Origin of the sequence: Spartinivicinus marinus (assembly GCF_026309355.1) — a bacterium.
Taxonomy (GTDB): domain Bacteria; phylum Pseudomonadota; class Gammaproteobacteria; order Pseudomonadales; family Zooshikellaceae; genus Spartinivicinus; species Spartinivicinus marinus.
On record NZ_JAPJZK010000001.1, the window covers coordinates 1,942,501 to 1,956,147 of the forward strand.

13 protein-coding genes (1 of these 13 only partly in view) are annotated in these 13,647 nt (G+C 42.3%); 4 read left to right on the forward strand and 9 right to left on the reverse strand.

Going from position 1 to position 13,647, the window contains the following annotated elements:
* The 3 genes from msrP to ilvY form a co-directional block, all read right to left on the reverse strand.
* On the reverse strand, positions 1–213 hold the beginning of the coding sequence (gene msrP / locus OQE68_RS08830; protein WP_180571296.1) for a protein-methionine-sulfoxide reductase catalytic subunit MsrP. 846 nt of this gene lie to the left of the window's left edge; only the first 213 of its 1,059 coding nucleotides appear in the window; it begins with the start codon at positions 211–213; the stop codon falls past the left edge of the window.
* A 106-nt stretch (positions 214–319) separates the two neighbouring features.
* Positions 320–1,159 (reverse strand): CDP-diacylglycerol--serine O-phosphatidyltransferase, encoded by an 840-nt coding sequence (pssA, locus tag OQE68_RS08835; protein ID WP_180571297.1) that lies wholly within the window; start codon positions 1,157–1,159, stop codon positions 320–322.
* Positions 1,160–1,253: 94 nt separating this feature from the next.
* Positions 1,254–2,138 carry an HTH-type transcriptional activator IlvY gene (gene ilvY / locus OQE68_RS08840; protein WP_180571298.1) on the reverse strand — a complete coding sequence of 295 codons (885 nt, stop codon included), beginning with the start codon at positions 2,136–2,138 and terminating at the stop codon, positions 1,254–1,256.
* 310 nt (positions 2,139–2,448) lie between these two features.
* Here ilvY and ilvC point away from each other — a divergent pair, with 310 nt between their 5' ends.
* On the forward strand, positions 2,449–3,915 hold the full coding sequence (gene ilvC / locus OQE68_RS08845; RefSeq protein WP_180571299.1) for a ketol-acid reductoisomerase: 1,467 nt from the start codon (positions 2,449–2,451) through the stop codon (positions 3,913–3,915).
* 72 nt (positions 3,916–3,987) lie between these two features.
* Here the strand turns inward: ilvC and ilvN are convergent, their stop codons facing one another.
* Both ilvN and OQE68_RS08855 read right to left on the reverse strand, forming a co-directional pair.
* Positions 3,988–4,482 (reverse strand): acetolactate synthase small subunit, encoded by a 495-nt coding sequence (gene ilvN, locus OQE68_RS08850; RefSeq protein WP_180571300.1) that lies wholly within the window; start codon positions 4,480–4,482, stop codon positions 3,988–3,990.
* Complete coding sequence (locus OQE68_RS08855; protein WP_180571301.1) at positions 4,482–6,206, reverse strand: acetolactate synthase 3 large subunit; 1,725 nt, start codon at positions 6,204–6,206, stop codon at positions 4,482–4,484. Before OQE68_RS08855 ends, ilvN begins: the two co-directional genes overlap by 1 nt.
* Before the next feature lie 723 nt (positions 6,207–6,929).
* On the opposite strand from OQE68_RS08855, the gene OQE68_RS08860 reads away from it, so the two are divergent.
* A complete protein-coding gene (locus tag OQE68_RS08860) occupies positions 6,930–7,376 on the forward strand; it encodes a DUF4124 domain-containing protein (RefSeq protein ID WP_180571302.1) in 447 nt (148 codons plus the stop codon).
* A 61-nt stretch (positions 7,377–7,437) separates the two neighbouring features.
* Here OQE68_RS08860 and OQE68_RS08865 read toward each other — a convergent pair whose 3' ends face one another.
* The 4 genes from OQE68_RS08865 to mrcB all read right to left on the reverse strand — a co-directional run bounded on the left by OQE68_RS08865 (position 7,438) and on the right by mrcB (position 11,382).
* Positions 7,438–7,887, reverse strand: a complete 450-nt coding sequence (locus OQE68_RS08865; protein WP_255491068.1) for a DUF2195 family protein — start codon at positions 7,885–7,887, stop codon at positions 7,438–7,440.
* Between the two features lie 49 nt (positions 7,888–7,936).
* Positions 7,937–8,251 (reverse strand): YqcC family protein, encoded by a 315-nt coding sequence (locus OQE68_RS08870; RefSeq protein WP_180571304.1) that lies wholly within the window; start codon positions 8,249–8,251, stop codon positions 7,937–7,939.
* A 197-nt stretch (positions 8,252–8,448) separates the two neighbouring features.
* The gene (locus tag OQE68_RS08875) at positions 8,449–9,006 is read right to left on the reverse strand and encodes a tetratricopeptide repeat protein (RefSeq protein ID WP_180571305.1); all 558 of its coding nucleotides are present in this window, start codon (positions 9,004–9,006) and stop codon (positions 8,449–8,451) included.
* Between the two features lie 15 nt (positions 9,007–9,021).
* Complete coding sequence (mrcB, locus tag OQE68_RS08880) at positions 9,022–11,382, reverse strand: penicillin-binding protein 1B (protein ID WP_180571306.1); 2,361 nt, start codon at positions 11,380–11,382, stop codon at positions 9,022–9,024.
* Positions 11,383–11,979: 597 nt separating this feature from the next.
* Between mrcB and OQE68_RS08885 the strand changes: the two genes are divergently transcribed.
* Both OQE68_RS08885 and OQE68_RS08890 read left to right on the forward strand, forming a co-directional pair.
* Positions 11,980–12,255 carry a TfoX/Sxy family protein gene (locus OQE68_RS08885; RefSeq protein ID WP_163835792.1) on the forward strand — a complete coding sequence of 92 codons (276 nt, stop codon included), beginning with the start codon at positions 11,980–11,982 and terminating at the stop codon, positions 12,253–12,255.
* 32 nt (positions 12,256–12,287) lie between these two features.
* Positions 12,288–13,106 (forward strand): Crp/Fnr family transcriptional regulator, encoded by an 819-nt coding sequence (locus OQE68_RS08890; RefSeq protein ID WP_180571307.1) that lies wholly within the window; start codon positions 12,288–12,290, stop codon positions 13,104–13,106.
* The last annotated feature ends 541 nt before the right edge of the window (positions 13,107–13,647 follow it).

Here is a 13,647-nt window from a genome sequence, read left to right on the forward strand (position 1 = left end):
ACCTTCCGTAGAAACCAAGCTAACAGGCTTTGCTTTTGCTACTGACTGAGCTTGAGCACTACCATTTTCTTCAACACAAGCGGTCAGCCACCCAGAGCCAGCTGTCAGCATTGCGGCCTGCCCTAATCGTTTCATAAACTGCCGACGATTAAAGTAAGCAGATTCAGGGGTTATTTCATAGCTTTTGATATCACTGGGCTTTTTGATCAACATAAAGGCACTGCCTATAAAATTAAAGGCATCTCCATTAACTACAAAAACCAGAGATGCCTTGAGCTAAAACTCATTCTTAACAATATAGACAGTGTAATTGGGAAATTTATTTCCCTTGTGCAGCGGCTACACGCTTTTGTTTAAATCGCCATACAGCCAGAACAGGACCAGAAGCGGCATAGAGCAAAAATACCACCATCAATACCCAGGGTGGATTAGTGAACACAACAGCGAATACCAGCACAATTGCAATAATTGCAACAAATGGCACTCGACCTTTAAACTCTAAATCCTTAAAACTGTGGTAACGAACGTTACTAACCATCAAAATCCCTGTTAATGCCATAACCCCTGCAGTAAATATGGTCACAAGCCCGTTAGAGGCTAAATCAGCCAGACTAAGCGCCCAAACCATAGCAGCAACTACTGCTGCAGCCGACGGGCAAGGTAGGCCAGTAAAATAGCGTTTATCCGCTGTTTCAATTTGCGTATTAAAGCGTGCTAAACGTAGGGCTACACAAGCAACATAAATAAAAGACACCATCCAGCCGACCTTACCTAAGCTGGTTAGATTCCAGTTAAAACACACCAAAGCTGGCGCCGCACCAAAGGCCACCATATCAGACAAACTGTCGTACTCTGCACCAAATGCACTTTGAGTATTAGTCATCCGTGCCACACGACCATCAAGCCCATCAAAAATCATCGCCACAAAAATAGCGATTGCAGCTTGCTCAAACATCTGATTCATTGAGCTAACAATGGCATAAAAGCCACAAAATAATGCTGTAGTGGTAAACAGATTAGGTAACAGATAAACCCCTTTCCGCCTTACCTTTCTACCATTTTCAGCAACTTCTTCAACATGCTCGTCGATGGGTAATATAGTTTGTGGCAATTGATCTTCGGTATCATCCGCCACTGAATTGTCTTTCTCTTGACTCATAGAGTAATTGTCCAAAAAACAAACGGTTCTGGCATTATATCAAACCCGAATTAAATTGCGTGATTAACCCAAAGATTTCATCAGACCACAGAGGCTAGCCAAGCACTTTAGCAGTATCCCAAAAGGTTTTGACCAGTGGATTTTGTAAACGTCGGGTTTGTATACACAAACCGATAGTAAACGGCTGCAAGACAGGGTCTACTGTTAATTGCTGTATTTTATTTGCTAATGGGCTATTAAGCAGCACCAGCTCAGGCACAATCCCCACCCCAAACCCCAGACTCACCATGCTGACTATTGCTTCATGCCCTGCAACCGATGTATAGACATTAGGCTTAATACCTTGCTGACGAAACCACAATTGCAGCCTTTGTTTGATTAGGCCCTGCTCTGCTTGAATAATCGGGACTTTTTCCCAGTCTATCATCTCAGCATCAACAAACTCTCTTGCCAAACAACTTACCGTTGGTGCAATAAAAACTAGGCCTGATGTTGCTATAGGCTTAAAGCTTAAACTAGCAGGCAAGTGGTCCGGCTTAGCCGCAATAACTATATCCTCCTCACCTGCCACTACTTTCGGAATAGAGTAAGCTGCATCACCAGTATGCAGCTTTACTTCCACGCTAGGCTGACGCTGCCGGTAAGTCACTAGCAAATCAGATAAAAAGCTATAGCTTGCAGTGACTGAGCAGTACATACTGATTTCACCACTTAATAAAGTTGTCTCTTCCTGCAGGGTTTCCTGAAAACGGTTCCAATTGGCAAGTGTTTCCGATGCATATTGTCGAAACAACTCACCTGCTCGAGTTAGGCTGACCTTTCTTTTGTCTCGCTCAAACAACGGCTTCCCTACTTCCTCTTCTAGCCGTTTTATATGACGACTTAATGTGGAGGGGCTGATAAAGCAAGCTTCACTGGTTTGCCCAAAGTGCAAAGTAGACGCCAGATGCAGAAACAACTTTAACCCTTGATAGTCCATACCACTTTCACCCAAGTATGTTTCATATTATGCAATACAGTATTCGAAACATATCATTTTACGCAACACTGAGAATAGGCTATCTTTCTTGTCACTACAAAGTGGAGTGTCTATAAAGATCTCTTGGTTCAGCATACAAATACATATTAAAGTTGAAACTTGTGATCAATAATAAAGTCTCCCTGGCGGCTATTGCTGCCAGGCCATTTTTTCACCCACAAACCGAGTACAAACTAGGGCCTCTCCTAGCTGCCTTCATGGCCACCTCCCTTGCAGCCCATGCTGGCAAAAAATCTTTAAGGAGCTACAGATGAATTACTTCAACTCACTGCCATTGCGCATCCAGTTAGAAGAGCTGAGCAAGTGCCGTTTTATGGACCGCGCAGAGTTTGACGCGGGTGTCGAAGCCCTAAAAGGCAAAAAAATCGTTATTGTTGGCTGTGGTGCTCAAGGCTTAAACCAAGGCTTAAATTTAAAAGATAGCGGCTTAGATGTATCTTATGCTTTGCGTGAGTCAGCCATCAAAGAAAAACGCCAGTCCTGGAAAAATGCTACTGACAATGGGTTCACTGTTGGCACTTACGAAGAGTTAATTCCTCAAGCGGATTTAGTCAGTAATTTAACTCCAGATAAGCAACACTCATCCGTTGTTGAGCAAGTTATGCCTTTAATGAAAAAAGGCGCTACCTTGTCTTACTCCCACGGTTTCAACATTGTTGAAGAAGGTATGAAAATTCGTGATGACATCACCGTTATCATGGTTGCACCTAAATGCCCTGGCACAGAAGTAAGAGAAGAGTACAAACGTGGCTTTGGTGTACCTACCTTAATTGCTGTACACCGTGAAAACGACCCTAATGGCGAAGGCTTAGAGCAGGCCAAAGCTTATGCAGCAGGTTTAGGTAGCCACCTTGCTGGGGTATTAGAGTCTTCATTTATCGCTGAAGTAAAATCTGACTTAATGGGTGAGCAAACCATCTTGTGCGGCGTATTACAAACAGGCTCTATTTTATGCTTTGAAAAAATGGTTGCTGATGGTATCGATGCTGGATATGCGTCCAAGCTAATTCAGCAAGGCTGGGAAGTAATCACTGAAGCATTAAAAATCGGCGGTATCAGCAACATGATGGACCGCTTATCAAACCCTGCAAAAATTAAAGCGTTTGATCTATCTGAAGAATTAAAAGGCATCATGCGTCCGCTGTTTGAAAAGCACATGGACGATATCATTACAGGCGAGTTTTCTAAAACCATGATGGAAGACTGGGCCAACGATGACAAAAACCTGCTGACCTGGCGTGCCGAAACGGCCGAAACAGCATTCGAAAAAGCAACTTCATCAGCAGAAATTGACGAGCAAGAATACTTCGACCACGGTATTTTAATGGTTGCGATGGTTAAAGCAGGTGTTGAACTAGCTTTCGAAGTAATGTGCAGTTCTGGCATTATCGAAGAATCTGCTTACTACGAATCACTACACGAAACGCCACTAATAGCTAACACTATTGCTCGTCGTAAGCTGTATGAAATGAACGTGGTTATTTCTGATACTGCAGAATATGGCTGCTATTTATTTGCCCATGCTTGCGTGCCATTATTAAAAGACTTTATGGCTAAAATTGGCACAGATGTCATTGGTAAAGGCTTAACTGTTAAATCAAACAGTGTTGATAATGCTCGCTTAGTTGAAGTTAACGATGCTATTCGTGACCATACCGTTGAGTTAATCGGTTATGAGTTGCGTGGGCATATGACTGATATGAAGCGGATTATTTAGTTTCACTTTTTCACCACAAAAAAAAGCCTGGTATAACAACCAGGCTTTTTTTGTTTTCAGTTAATTCTATAATTACAAGCTAAGTACTTTTTCCCCTCTCGCAATTCCAGACACACCCGTCCGCACAACCTCTAAAACAGACACAGGCGCAACAGCCTGAATAAAAGCATCCAGTTTATCGCTATCACCCGTTAGCTGAATAACATAAGTTGAGCTGGTGACATCCACAATCTGGCCACGAAAAATATCTGTTGTTCGCTTTATTTCTGCTCGCTGAGCACCAGACACTTTTACTTTCAGAAACATCAGCTCACGCTCAATATGAGACCCCTCAGATAAATCAACCAGCTTAACCACATCAATTAGTTTGTTTAGCTGTTTGGTAATTTGCTCGATTTTATCGTCAGCACCAATAGTGGTCAGCGTAAGTCGAGACAATGTAGGATCATCGGTTGGCGCCACATTTAATGACTCAATATTGTAGTTACGCTGAGCAAATAGCCCAACTACCCGAGACAACGCACCGGGCTCGTTTTCCATTAATACTGAAATGATATGACGACGCATTAGGTACGCTCCGTTTTACTTAACCACATATCACGCATTGAGCCATCTTTAATTTGCATGGGATAAACATGCTCATTAGGATCAACTTTTACATCTAAAAATACCAACCGATCTTTCAGGGCAAAGGCTTCTTCCATTGCCCCTTTCAGGTCATCTGGCTTTTCGACTGTTATTCCCACATGCCCATAAGCCTCAACCAGTCGCTTAAAGTCAGGAAGTGATTCCATATAAGAGTGAGAGTAACGACTGTCGTATTGCATATCTTGCCACTGCCGTACCATACCTAGCGCTTGGTTATTCAAGGTAATAATTTTTATCGGCAGGTCATATTGCAAGCAGGTGGATAGCTCCTGAATATTCATCTGAATACTACCCTCTCCCGTTACACAAGCAACGTCATGATCGGGATAATGTAGCTTCACCCCCATTGCAGCAGGAAAACCAAAGCCCATAGTGCCTAAGCCACCTGAGTTAATCCAACGATTAGGCTTATCAAATTTATAATATTGCGCCGCAAACATTTGATGCTGCCCCACATCTGAAGTTACAAATGCATCGCCTTTGGTCGTTTCATATAAGGCTTCAATCACCGCCTGAGGTTTAATAATGCCACCATCACCTCGGTCATAAGGGAAGGTGCCTTTTGAGCTACGCCATTCATCTACTTGTTTCCACCAACTATTAATGGCCTCTTTGTCAGCTTCCCGCTTACTATCTTTAACCGCACCCAGCATCTCATTCAGAACCGCTTTAACTGGGCCAACAATAGGCACATCAGCGCGAATATTTTTAGAAATACTGGCTGGATCAATATCGATATGAACAATTTTGGCTGTTGGGCAAAACTTAGCGACACCATTTGTCACCCTATCATCAAAACGAGCCCCTACCGCCAAAATCACATCAGCATGGTGCATTGCCAGGTTAGCGGCATAACTGCCGTGCATTCCTAGCATCCCTAAAAACTGGCGATCAGAACCTGGATAACCCCCTAATCCCATTAAAGTGTTGGTAACAGGGAAATTTAGCTTTTGTGCTAACTCTGTCAGCACCTCTGCAGCCTGCCCTAAAATAACTCCACCACCACTATAAATAATGGGTCGCTTTGCCTGCATCAGTAGATCAAGCGCTTTGCGAATTTGCCCTGAGTGGCCTTTTTGCGGAGGATTATAAGAGCGAAGCTTGATCTTTTTAGGGTATACATATTCAAACTTATCACTAGGGTTAGTGATATCTTTAGGGATATCCACTACCACAGGACCGGGGCGACCAGACTGAGCAATATGAAATGCCTTTTTAATGGTCATTGGAATATCTTCGGCTCGCTTAACCAAAAAGCTGTGCTTAACGATTGGCCGAGAAATTCCCACCATATCAGTTTCCTGAAACATGTCCGTGCCAATAAAATCTGATGGTACCTGCCCAGAAATAACCACCATTGGAATAGAGTCCATATAAGCAGTGGCAATACCTGTAATTGTGTTTGTTGCTCCTGGCCCAGATGTAACAAGTGCTACCCCAGGTTTACCCGACGCTCGTGCATAACCATCAGCCATATGGGTTGCTGCTTGTTCATGGCGCACGAGAATATGGGTGACTCGGTCCTGGCGAAACAGCGCATCATAGACATGAAGCAGTGCACCGCCGGGATAACCATATATATACTCAACCCCTTCATCCGCTAATGAGCGGATTACCATTTCAGCACCCGATAATAGTTCCACTTGATGAACCCTCTAGAGCATCACTACATAACAAATTAGTTTAACGATCTAACAGATTATATCCATTAGCTATAGAGCAACATAAACCTATCTGATTAGCAAGATGAACAGCTCTGCCAATGCTTGCCAAACGGTTATATCTGACCAAACACTAATGACGGGGGCGTGACTTGCTAATTTTAAGCTAGTGGTCAATCTAGTTGAATTAAAGAGAAGAGCCACATTAGCTCTTATAATAAGAGATACACCACTACCTCGCTTCGCTAAGCATTGCTCAGCCGCCTAACGAAACTGCCAGATTGTCAGGCCCACAACATTGTACAAGCGAGCCGACCCAGCGCGAGGTAACGCGTCTTTGGGAAAAGACTGAAAATTAAGGTGTAAATTTCAGTACAGAGTGGATGGCGATTTACGCAGTAAACATCCAAAAATAAGACCGGTAATTCTTGACAGTTTAGCGACAGAAGTCAAGGACCTGCCACGTCGTCTACAATGGTAAGAATATTGCTGAATAACTTAGGGTTGCACTCAATAAGGGTATAAGCTCCAAGCAAAGTGCTTAAATCGTAAATATTATTTCACCTCACTTTTATTTAGTGATATGTATAACAAAACTAAGGATAGAGATGTCACATCTCTACTTATCATAACAAGTTACATATATATTCATGTGACCACTAAACTGTGGTGTTATTGAAGATAACAGAACGTTTGGGAACACTCATGAAAAAGCTATTCCTGCTCACCAGCTTAATTTTAATCTCTACCAACCTAATTGCGGGCAAATTCTATAAGTGGGTAGACGAAAATGGCGTTACCCATTACAGCACTGAGCCTCCTAAGCAAGGCCAAGGTAAAGTTGTCAATACTCGAGCCCAAAAACCTTCCAGCCAAGAGGCTGGAGAGAAGCAACTGAAAACGATTAAAGATACAGAAGCAGCCAAACAGAAAGAGCAAACAGAGAAGGAAGAGTTTGAAAAAGACTTAGCCAAAGCCAAAAAAGAAAAAGATGAACACTGCAAGCAGGCTAAGCAAAATAAAATTCAACTAACTATCAAAAACCGGGTCAGGATGACTATGGAAGATGGCTCAGTAAAAGTTCTCAGCCAAGAGGAGAAAGAGGAGCAACTGAAAAGAGCTTATGAAGCCATCAAAGAATGGTGTAACTAAGCTTCGATTATATTGCCCAGCTAAGTTATATGCTGGGCAACTACCCTTACCCTAAAATTAATCACTCATCTTTACAACGTAAGCTAACGATTAAAGGCCCTTGGTACTGTAGTGCAGTATCATGTTTTAAAGTGATTAGTTGCGGCTTAAGCTGAAACTTTGGTACAGGTGCAATAAAGTAACCCTGCCCCCAGTTAATCTGCGTCGCCTTACCATGAGCATTTCCTGTATTAAACAGTCTTTCCTCAACCTGATATTCAACAAAAACAGACTTGCACTGACATTGGCTAATATCCTGAGAAGCAACCATCTCAGTAATTAACACAACACTTTCAGGTGTATGTCTCACCCCCAAGGGTTTTATTGTTAAGCATTGAGAAAGGTAATTACGAATTCTCACTTTATCCAGCAACATAGTTGGAGCAATAAGCATTGGCTTCCGGTATATCGTCTGACATCCAGATAAAACCAACAATAGAAAAACTAGCTGAAACAATCTCACCGTACGCATTGCTTTTATAAAGGCATTCTTGTTGTAGAAATGTAGTTGTTGTAGAAACTTAAGAAAGATATTGATCAATTTTTGTAACTATGATCAGTAGCTTTGCACAATCATCGGACTGCTGACTACAGAACTCTTCAGCGATAGGTAGAATACTACAGTTTAAGGGTAAAGGAAGACCACCTTCAATTAAAGCACGAAGGCGAGGAATAAAAATCCACTGCAACCACTGATTCAATGCCAAGGTGTCAATACAAAAAGGCTCAGTACTTGCTAAAGCATCTACAGAAGGGGGGATAGACTCCCACATACTCAGGTGTTGAAGCTCTTGCTCCAGCTCAATTAATAACGCAGATATGTGATCAGTACTCATAAAAAGACAAGCGCTCGTTAAGTTTGATTCAGTAATGCTTGTGTTGTGTTCTGGAAAGGATGTAACACTAGTTTAACGAGCTTGTCCATTTGATGACAATTAAAAGCTAGCCCGAATATTTCACCTGACACCAACGTTTCCGGGCATTTTTGCTAGAAATTTAACTTTATTTTTAAATAACTAATCAAGTATTCAACCTATCCCCGGCCAACTGCACTTTGATCGATTATAGATTGCAGCCTGGCTCTCATCCCAGGATCACGGGTTAAGGATAAGCCACGACGAGCTAGCTGCTCTGCTTGTGCATAATTTTGCTGGCTAAGCCGAATTGACGCTAACTCGTAATAGACTTCTGGATCATTTGGTGCAACTCGCAGCGCTCTTTCTAAAGTGGCTGCAGCTGCTTCTAAATCACCACTAGCACGCTGCTCTAGAGCCCGATCAATTAATCGACGAGCAGCGGGATTGTTGCTCACTCCAGAGTCTGGGTAATCAGGTGTTACATAAGCATATTGATCTTGATTTTCTTGGCGAGGTTGAGTCACTACCTGAGGCTGACGATATTCAGGACGAGCAGCAGGGGCCGGAGCAACATCCACCACTTCAGGCCGCATATCCCGACCAGGGTCTTGTGATGATGGAATATATGCGTGCTGTACACAGCCAGTTAATACAGCCAGCATTCCGCCAATAATTGCTGGTTTAAACCACGATGTTTTAAGCTGAAACTGAAATATGCTTGTTTGTTGAAACACTATCATTGCCCCCGACTAGCGAAACAGAGTTCTGAACCAATCTACCACCTTAGACCCTCTCCTTTGAGGTTGGTGACGAATAATGCAGGAAGATTCTTCCTGAGGCTCAGAGCCTTTAATAAATGGTAAGTAACGTGCACCTGCACAAGACTCATTGGCAAGCATGCCACTAATTTCATCTACCCATACATAACGAACCTGGTCAGGCACTTTTGGTCGCAGTGACTTAGGGTTTACATTAAACATAAAGTCTGTCCAAACCCTTAATGCACCACTACTACCTGTTACTGGTGTTGGTTTATTATCATCATGCCCCATCCAGACAACTGCTAAGTAGTCCTCAGAATAGCCAGCAAACCAACTATCTCTTTGCTCATTACTGGTGCCAGTTTTACCTGCAACACGCACTTTGTTGTTTAACAACCGGTAGGCTCTTCTACCAGTTCCCTCTCGCATAACCTCTTGCATTGCATATTGTAGTAGGTGTACATATTCACTAGGAATAACTTGCTGTATAGCCAGCGGGTAACGCTGCAGTGGTTTGCCTTCAGCATCCAAAACAGCTCGTATCGTCCTGAGTGGTACTTTAAAGCCCCCCCCTGCTAGAGTTTGATAAACAGTAGCTACATCCACAGGCGACATGGCTACAGCACCTAACAGTGAAGAGGGATAGGCAGGAAACTCCTGATCAGCCCCCATTATTTTAAGTAACTGTAGTATTTTTTCCACGCCTACAGTCAGCCCTATATTCGCTGTTGCCAAGTTATAGGATTTAGCCAAAGCCTCATGTAAGGGCACTGCACCATGGCTTTTATGATCAAAGTTGTTTGGCTCCCACAACTGACCATCCTGAGTTTTAATGCTGACTTTGCTGTCATCCACAAAAGTAGCCAAAGTATACTGTTCAGGTTGTGTCAGCGCAGATAAGAACACTACTGGCTTAATTAAAGAGCCAATATGGCGCTGGGCATCTACTGCTCGGTTAAATCCTGTATAACCTGCCTTACGATCACCAATTACTGCCAGCACATCACCGCTACCTGGTGCTGTAACCACCATAGCACCTTGTAACGCTTTATGCTTTTCATTAGATTTTCTGATTTTTTTCAGGGTTTCAGTCAGGCTTTTTTGAGCTTGCTGCTGAACGATAGGGTCGAGGTTTGTAAAGATTCTCAGCCCTTGAGAAGTTAGGTTATCTTCATCATAGTCACGCTTTAACTGTCTTTTAACCAGGTCAAGGTAAGCATAATAGTGGTTCATTTGTACCTTGCTATGCTTCACCACGCCTAAAGGTTTCTGCTTAGCCTGGTTTGCTTCCTGCTCAGTAATTACCCCTTGTTGCGCCATTACTTTTAGCACCAGGTTACGACGCTTAAGGGCATTTTTAGGTTTACGGCGGGGGTTGTATTGAGAAGGACCTTTAATCATGCCAACTAACAGAGCAACCTTCTCAACTGACAGCTCATTAATAGGCTGACCGAAAAAAAACTGGCTGGCTAAGCCAAATCCATGAATAGCGCGATTACCTTGCTGACCTAAAAACACTTCGTTGATATAAGTTTCGAGTATTTCATCTTTGTCGTAATGAAAATCTAATAAACCAGCCATAATAGCTTCATTGGCTTTTCTTTTCAGGCTACGCTCATTCGACAAATATAAATTTTTTACTAACTGTTGAGTTAAAGTTGATCCACCTTGAACAGCTCTTCCTGTTTTAAAATTGATATAAAATGCTCTAATAATTGACTTGGGTGACACGCCCCAATGGTCATAATAATTTCTGTCTTCTACCGCTAATAAAGTAGGAATAAAAGTTTCAGGTAACTGATCCAATTTGGTTAACAAGCGGTCTTCATTTGAGGCAGGGTAAATGCCACCAATTAACTGTGGCTCTAGGCGTGCTAAAGCTTCTTGGCCCGTTTGATCTACTACCTTTTTAATTTGTTTATTTTGAAAAGTAATTTTTAGCAGAGCTGACTCTTCATAGCCATCATCAAACTGAAACCCTCTGGTTTTTACAGTGACTGTATTGCCTTTTTGATGGAACTGTCCCGCACGCTCAACATAGCTAACAGGCTGATAACCAAGCTGATCCAGCTGTTGCGTCAGCTGCTTCGCGTTAATTCTTCTAGTGGAGAATAACTCCAATGGCTGAGCATAGACTTTTGCAGGAATTGCCCACTTTTTGCCTTCAAACCTGTCTGTTACTTCAATATCTAGCTTGCTGGCATAACCGGCAAATAGAACACCACCAATGACTAACAACACAGCTGTTAGCTTAAATAGCTTCTTCCAAAAGCCTCCTTTTTTGGCCTTTCCATTTGACTTCTTACTTTTGTTGGCTGGCTGCCTGCCAGTGCGAATACGTTCAGTCATGTGTTTATGTTTTTTCCTAAAGACCGTCAGACTGCAATCAGATATTAATGCTTAGAAGCTTTTCGATAGCTCAGATACTTTACTGGCTAATTTGTCAGCACAATAAACGAGTCTAGTTATGCTGATAATAAGGTTTGTTACTTACATGATATGTTTGGTTCACATAACACCCTGGCTACTCACTACTTCAAAGCGAAGCACTTATATTTTTCTTGCGTCAGTTGTCTTACAAAATAGTTGGCTAAAGTGTATTCGATTAGGCTGCTGATTTTCAGAGCAAACCAACAATTTGAGGGAAATTTCTCACTTTTTAAGTGTACGGCAACTAGTGGTAGTCCTCTTAGAGAGGCTTTTAGACTGGCTATCAAAAAAGACCAAGGCTGAAAACTCAACAGGTTTACACTGATATGTAACTGAGTCACATCAAGCGATGCCCAGACCATACAATAAAAATTTAGCCGAGTTTCTGATCAATTATCATACAAGGCACAATAATCAGCTATTATTTATATCAAGGTGGCAAACTCGATGATGAATGATATGAAGTTTTGTTGTCACCTGAGCAACTTGGTATTTTCAGAGGGCAAGGACTCGAAGATGGCAACAGATTTAATCGAGCTGAAAAACCTAGGGAAAACATCCGTTCAATGGCTTAATGCCGTTGGCATTAGAGACCGCGAAACACTAGAGCAAATTGGTGCCGTGGAAGCCTATTGCAAAATTAAAACACGCGGATTCAAAGTATCTAAAGTGTTGTTATATGCACTAGAAGGTGCTCTACTCAATGCGCACTGGAACCAGCTTGACCCGTCATTAAAAGAAAGGTTGATACGGGAAGCAGAGGCCAAAGAACCCAGTGCAGTCAGCCAGTAAACATGGCTTATTGTTAATTTAAGGCTACAACCATGTACTTGGTGGGAGAGCAATTCCCCTATATCAGTGAAGTCATTTCAGAGCTGCAGCTAATCCCTGCCCAGCTTGTTAATGGACTGCCCAGCGAGGCAGCCAATATCTATTTAGACTCCGTTGCTGACCTTTATACTCAGCATGATCCTGACCAAGTTTTTTTAATTTGCGAGGGAAAGCTCGCAGGTTCGATTAATCAGCGTGAAGTTTTTTACATGCAAGAGGGTGACATCGTCGGGTTAAGACAAGGCTTTAACCTGCCAAAATGTAAATACAGCAGTAAAGACCCTATTGAGCTGATTCCTTATGATCGCAAGGCTTTTTTTGAACACATTCAGGCCGACCCAGCCAGACAGACTTTGCTTACTAAATATCTGGTTGGTTATGCAGCTGTATTAGCTGATGGGTTATCTCGACTCACCCCATATAGTGATAAACCTGCAACTGGTTTTCTCCAAGCAAAAGCAGGAGACACTATTATTAGTGAAGGTGAGCAAGCCGACCACGTTTTTATCTTGATGACAGGACGCGCCGAAGTTTATGTACGTGGAGTAAAAGTAGGCAACATTTATCAGGATGAGATCTTTGGTGCCATGGCTATGTTTACTCAAGAAAAACGCTCAGCAACTGTGATCGCCAAAGATGACTGCACCCTAACGGCCGTACCTAAAGACCAGTTTATTAACCTCATTCAAACTCATCCCAGGGTTTGCCTTAACCTGATGGAAAATATGGCCAGGCGAATCAACGCACTCAACCAAAAACTAGTTTCACCAGACTCAAATGACTCTGCCAGCTCGGTTGGGATAATGAGCTAATCATTAAGCGTTAGACAGACACAACCTTCTTACATACACAATAATTCTTTGCGGCAGGGAAATATTTAAAATAGATATTGACAATGCAAATGATAACAATTATCATTTGCATTGTTGTCGTTGCACAACAGATTTAATCTGTCGATACCTCTTCTGTAGGAAGTTGCTATATACAGGTTATCTCCTCATCAGGCTAATCACAGACTTTTGCCACTCTATTGAGAGTGGCTTTTTTTTGCCTGTCATTCAGCTTTTTAATGCACTAACTTCTCTCACTCTCAATATGCAAATAAAAATAATTATCATTTGTGTTGACATTTATAAGCTACTTTCCTATTCTGTTTAACAGTTGCCACAGGCAACTCTGATAACAACTGTAAGACGTTTACCTGGCAGTTAAACAGCTTTTTTACAGGTTATCTCCTCATCAGGCTAATCACGGTTCTAAGGCTACCTTTTGGTAGCCTTTTTTTTGTGCCGTGACTTTTCAATTCCCTTCCTCATCTAATTAATCACAGATTATTTACGACCTACGTCACCT

Excerpts from the sequence above, each read along its gene's own strand:
- pssA (WP_180571297.1), bottom strand. The coding sequence starts at position 1,159 with ATGAGTCAAGAGAAAGACAATTCAGTGGCGGATGATACCGAAGATCAA.
- ilvY (WP_180571298.1), bottom strand. The coding sequence starts at position 2,138 with ATGGACTATCAAGGGTTAAAGTTGTTTCTGCATCTGGCGTCTACTTTG.
- ilvC (WP_180571299.1), top strand. The coding sequence starts at position 2,449 with ATGAATTACTTCAACTCACTGCCATTGCGCATCCAGTTAGAAGAGCTG.
- ilvN (WP_180571300.1), bottom strand. The coding sequence starts at position 4,482 with ATGCGTCGTCATATCATTTCAGTATTAATGGAAAACGAGCCCGGTGCG.
- OQE68_RS08860 (WP_180571302.1), top strand. The coding sequence starts at position 6,930 with ATGAAAAAGCTATTCCTGCTCACCAGCTTAATTTTAATCTCTACCAAC.
- OQE68_RS08865 (WP_255491068.1), bottom strand. The coding sequence starts at position 7,887 with ATGCGTACGGTGAGATTGTTTCAGCTAGTTTTTCTATTGTTGGTTTTA.
- OQE68_RS08870 (WP_180571304.1), bottom strand. The coding sequence starts at position 8,251 with ATGAGTACTGATCACATATCTGCGTTATTAATTGAGCTGGAGCAAGAG.
- mrcB (WP_180571306.1), bottom strand. The coding sequence starts at position 11,382 with ATGACTGAACGTATTCGCACTGGCAGGCAGCCAGCCAACAAAAGTAAG.
- OQE68_RS08885 (WP_163835792.1), top strand. The coding sequence starts at position 11,980 with ATGGCAACAGATTTAATCGAGCTGAAAAACCTAGGGAAAACATCCGTT.
- OQE68_RS08890 (WP_180571307.1), top strand. The coding sequence starts at position 12,288 with ATGTACTTGGTGGGAGAGCAATTCCCCTATATCAGTGAAGTCATTTCA.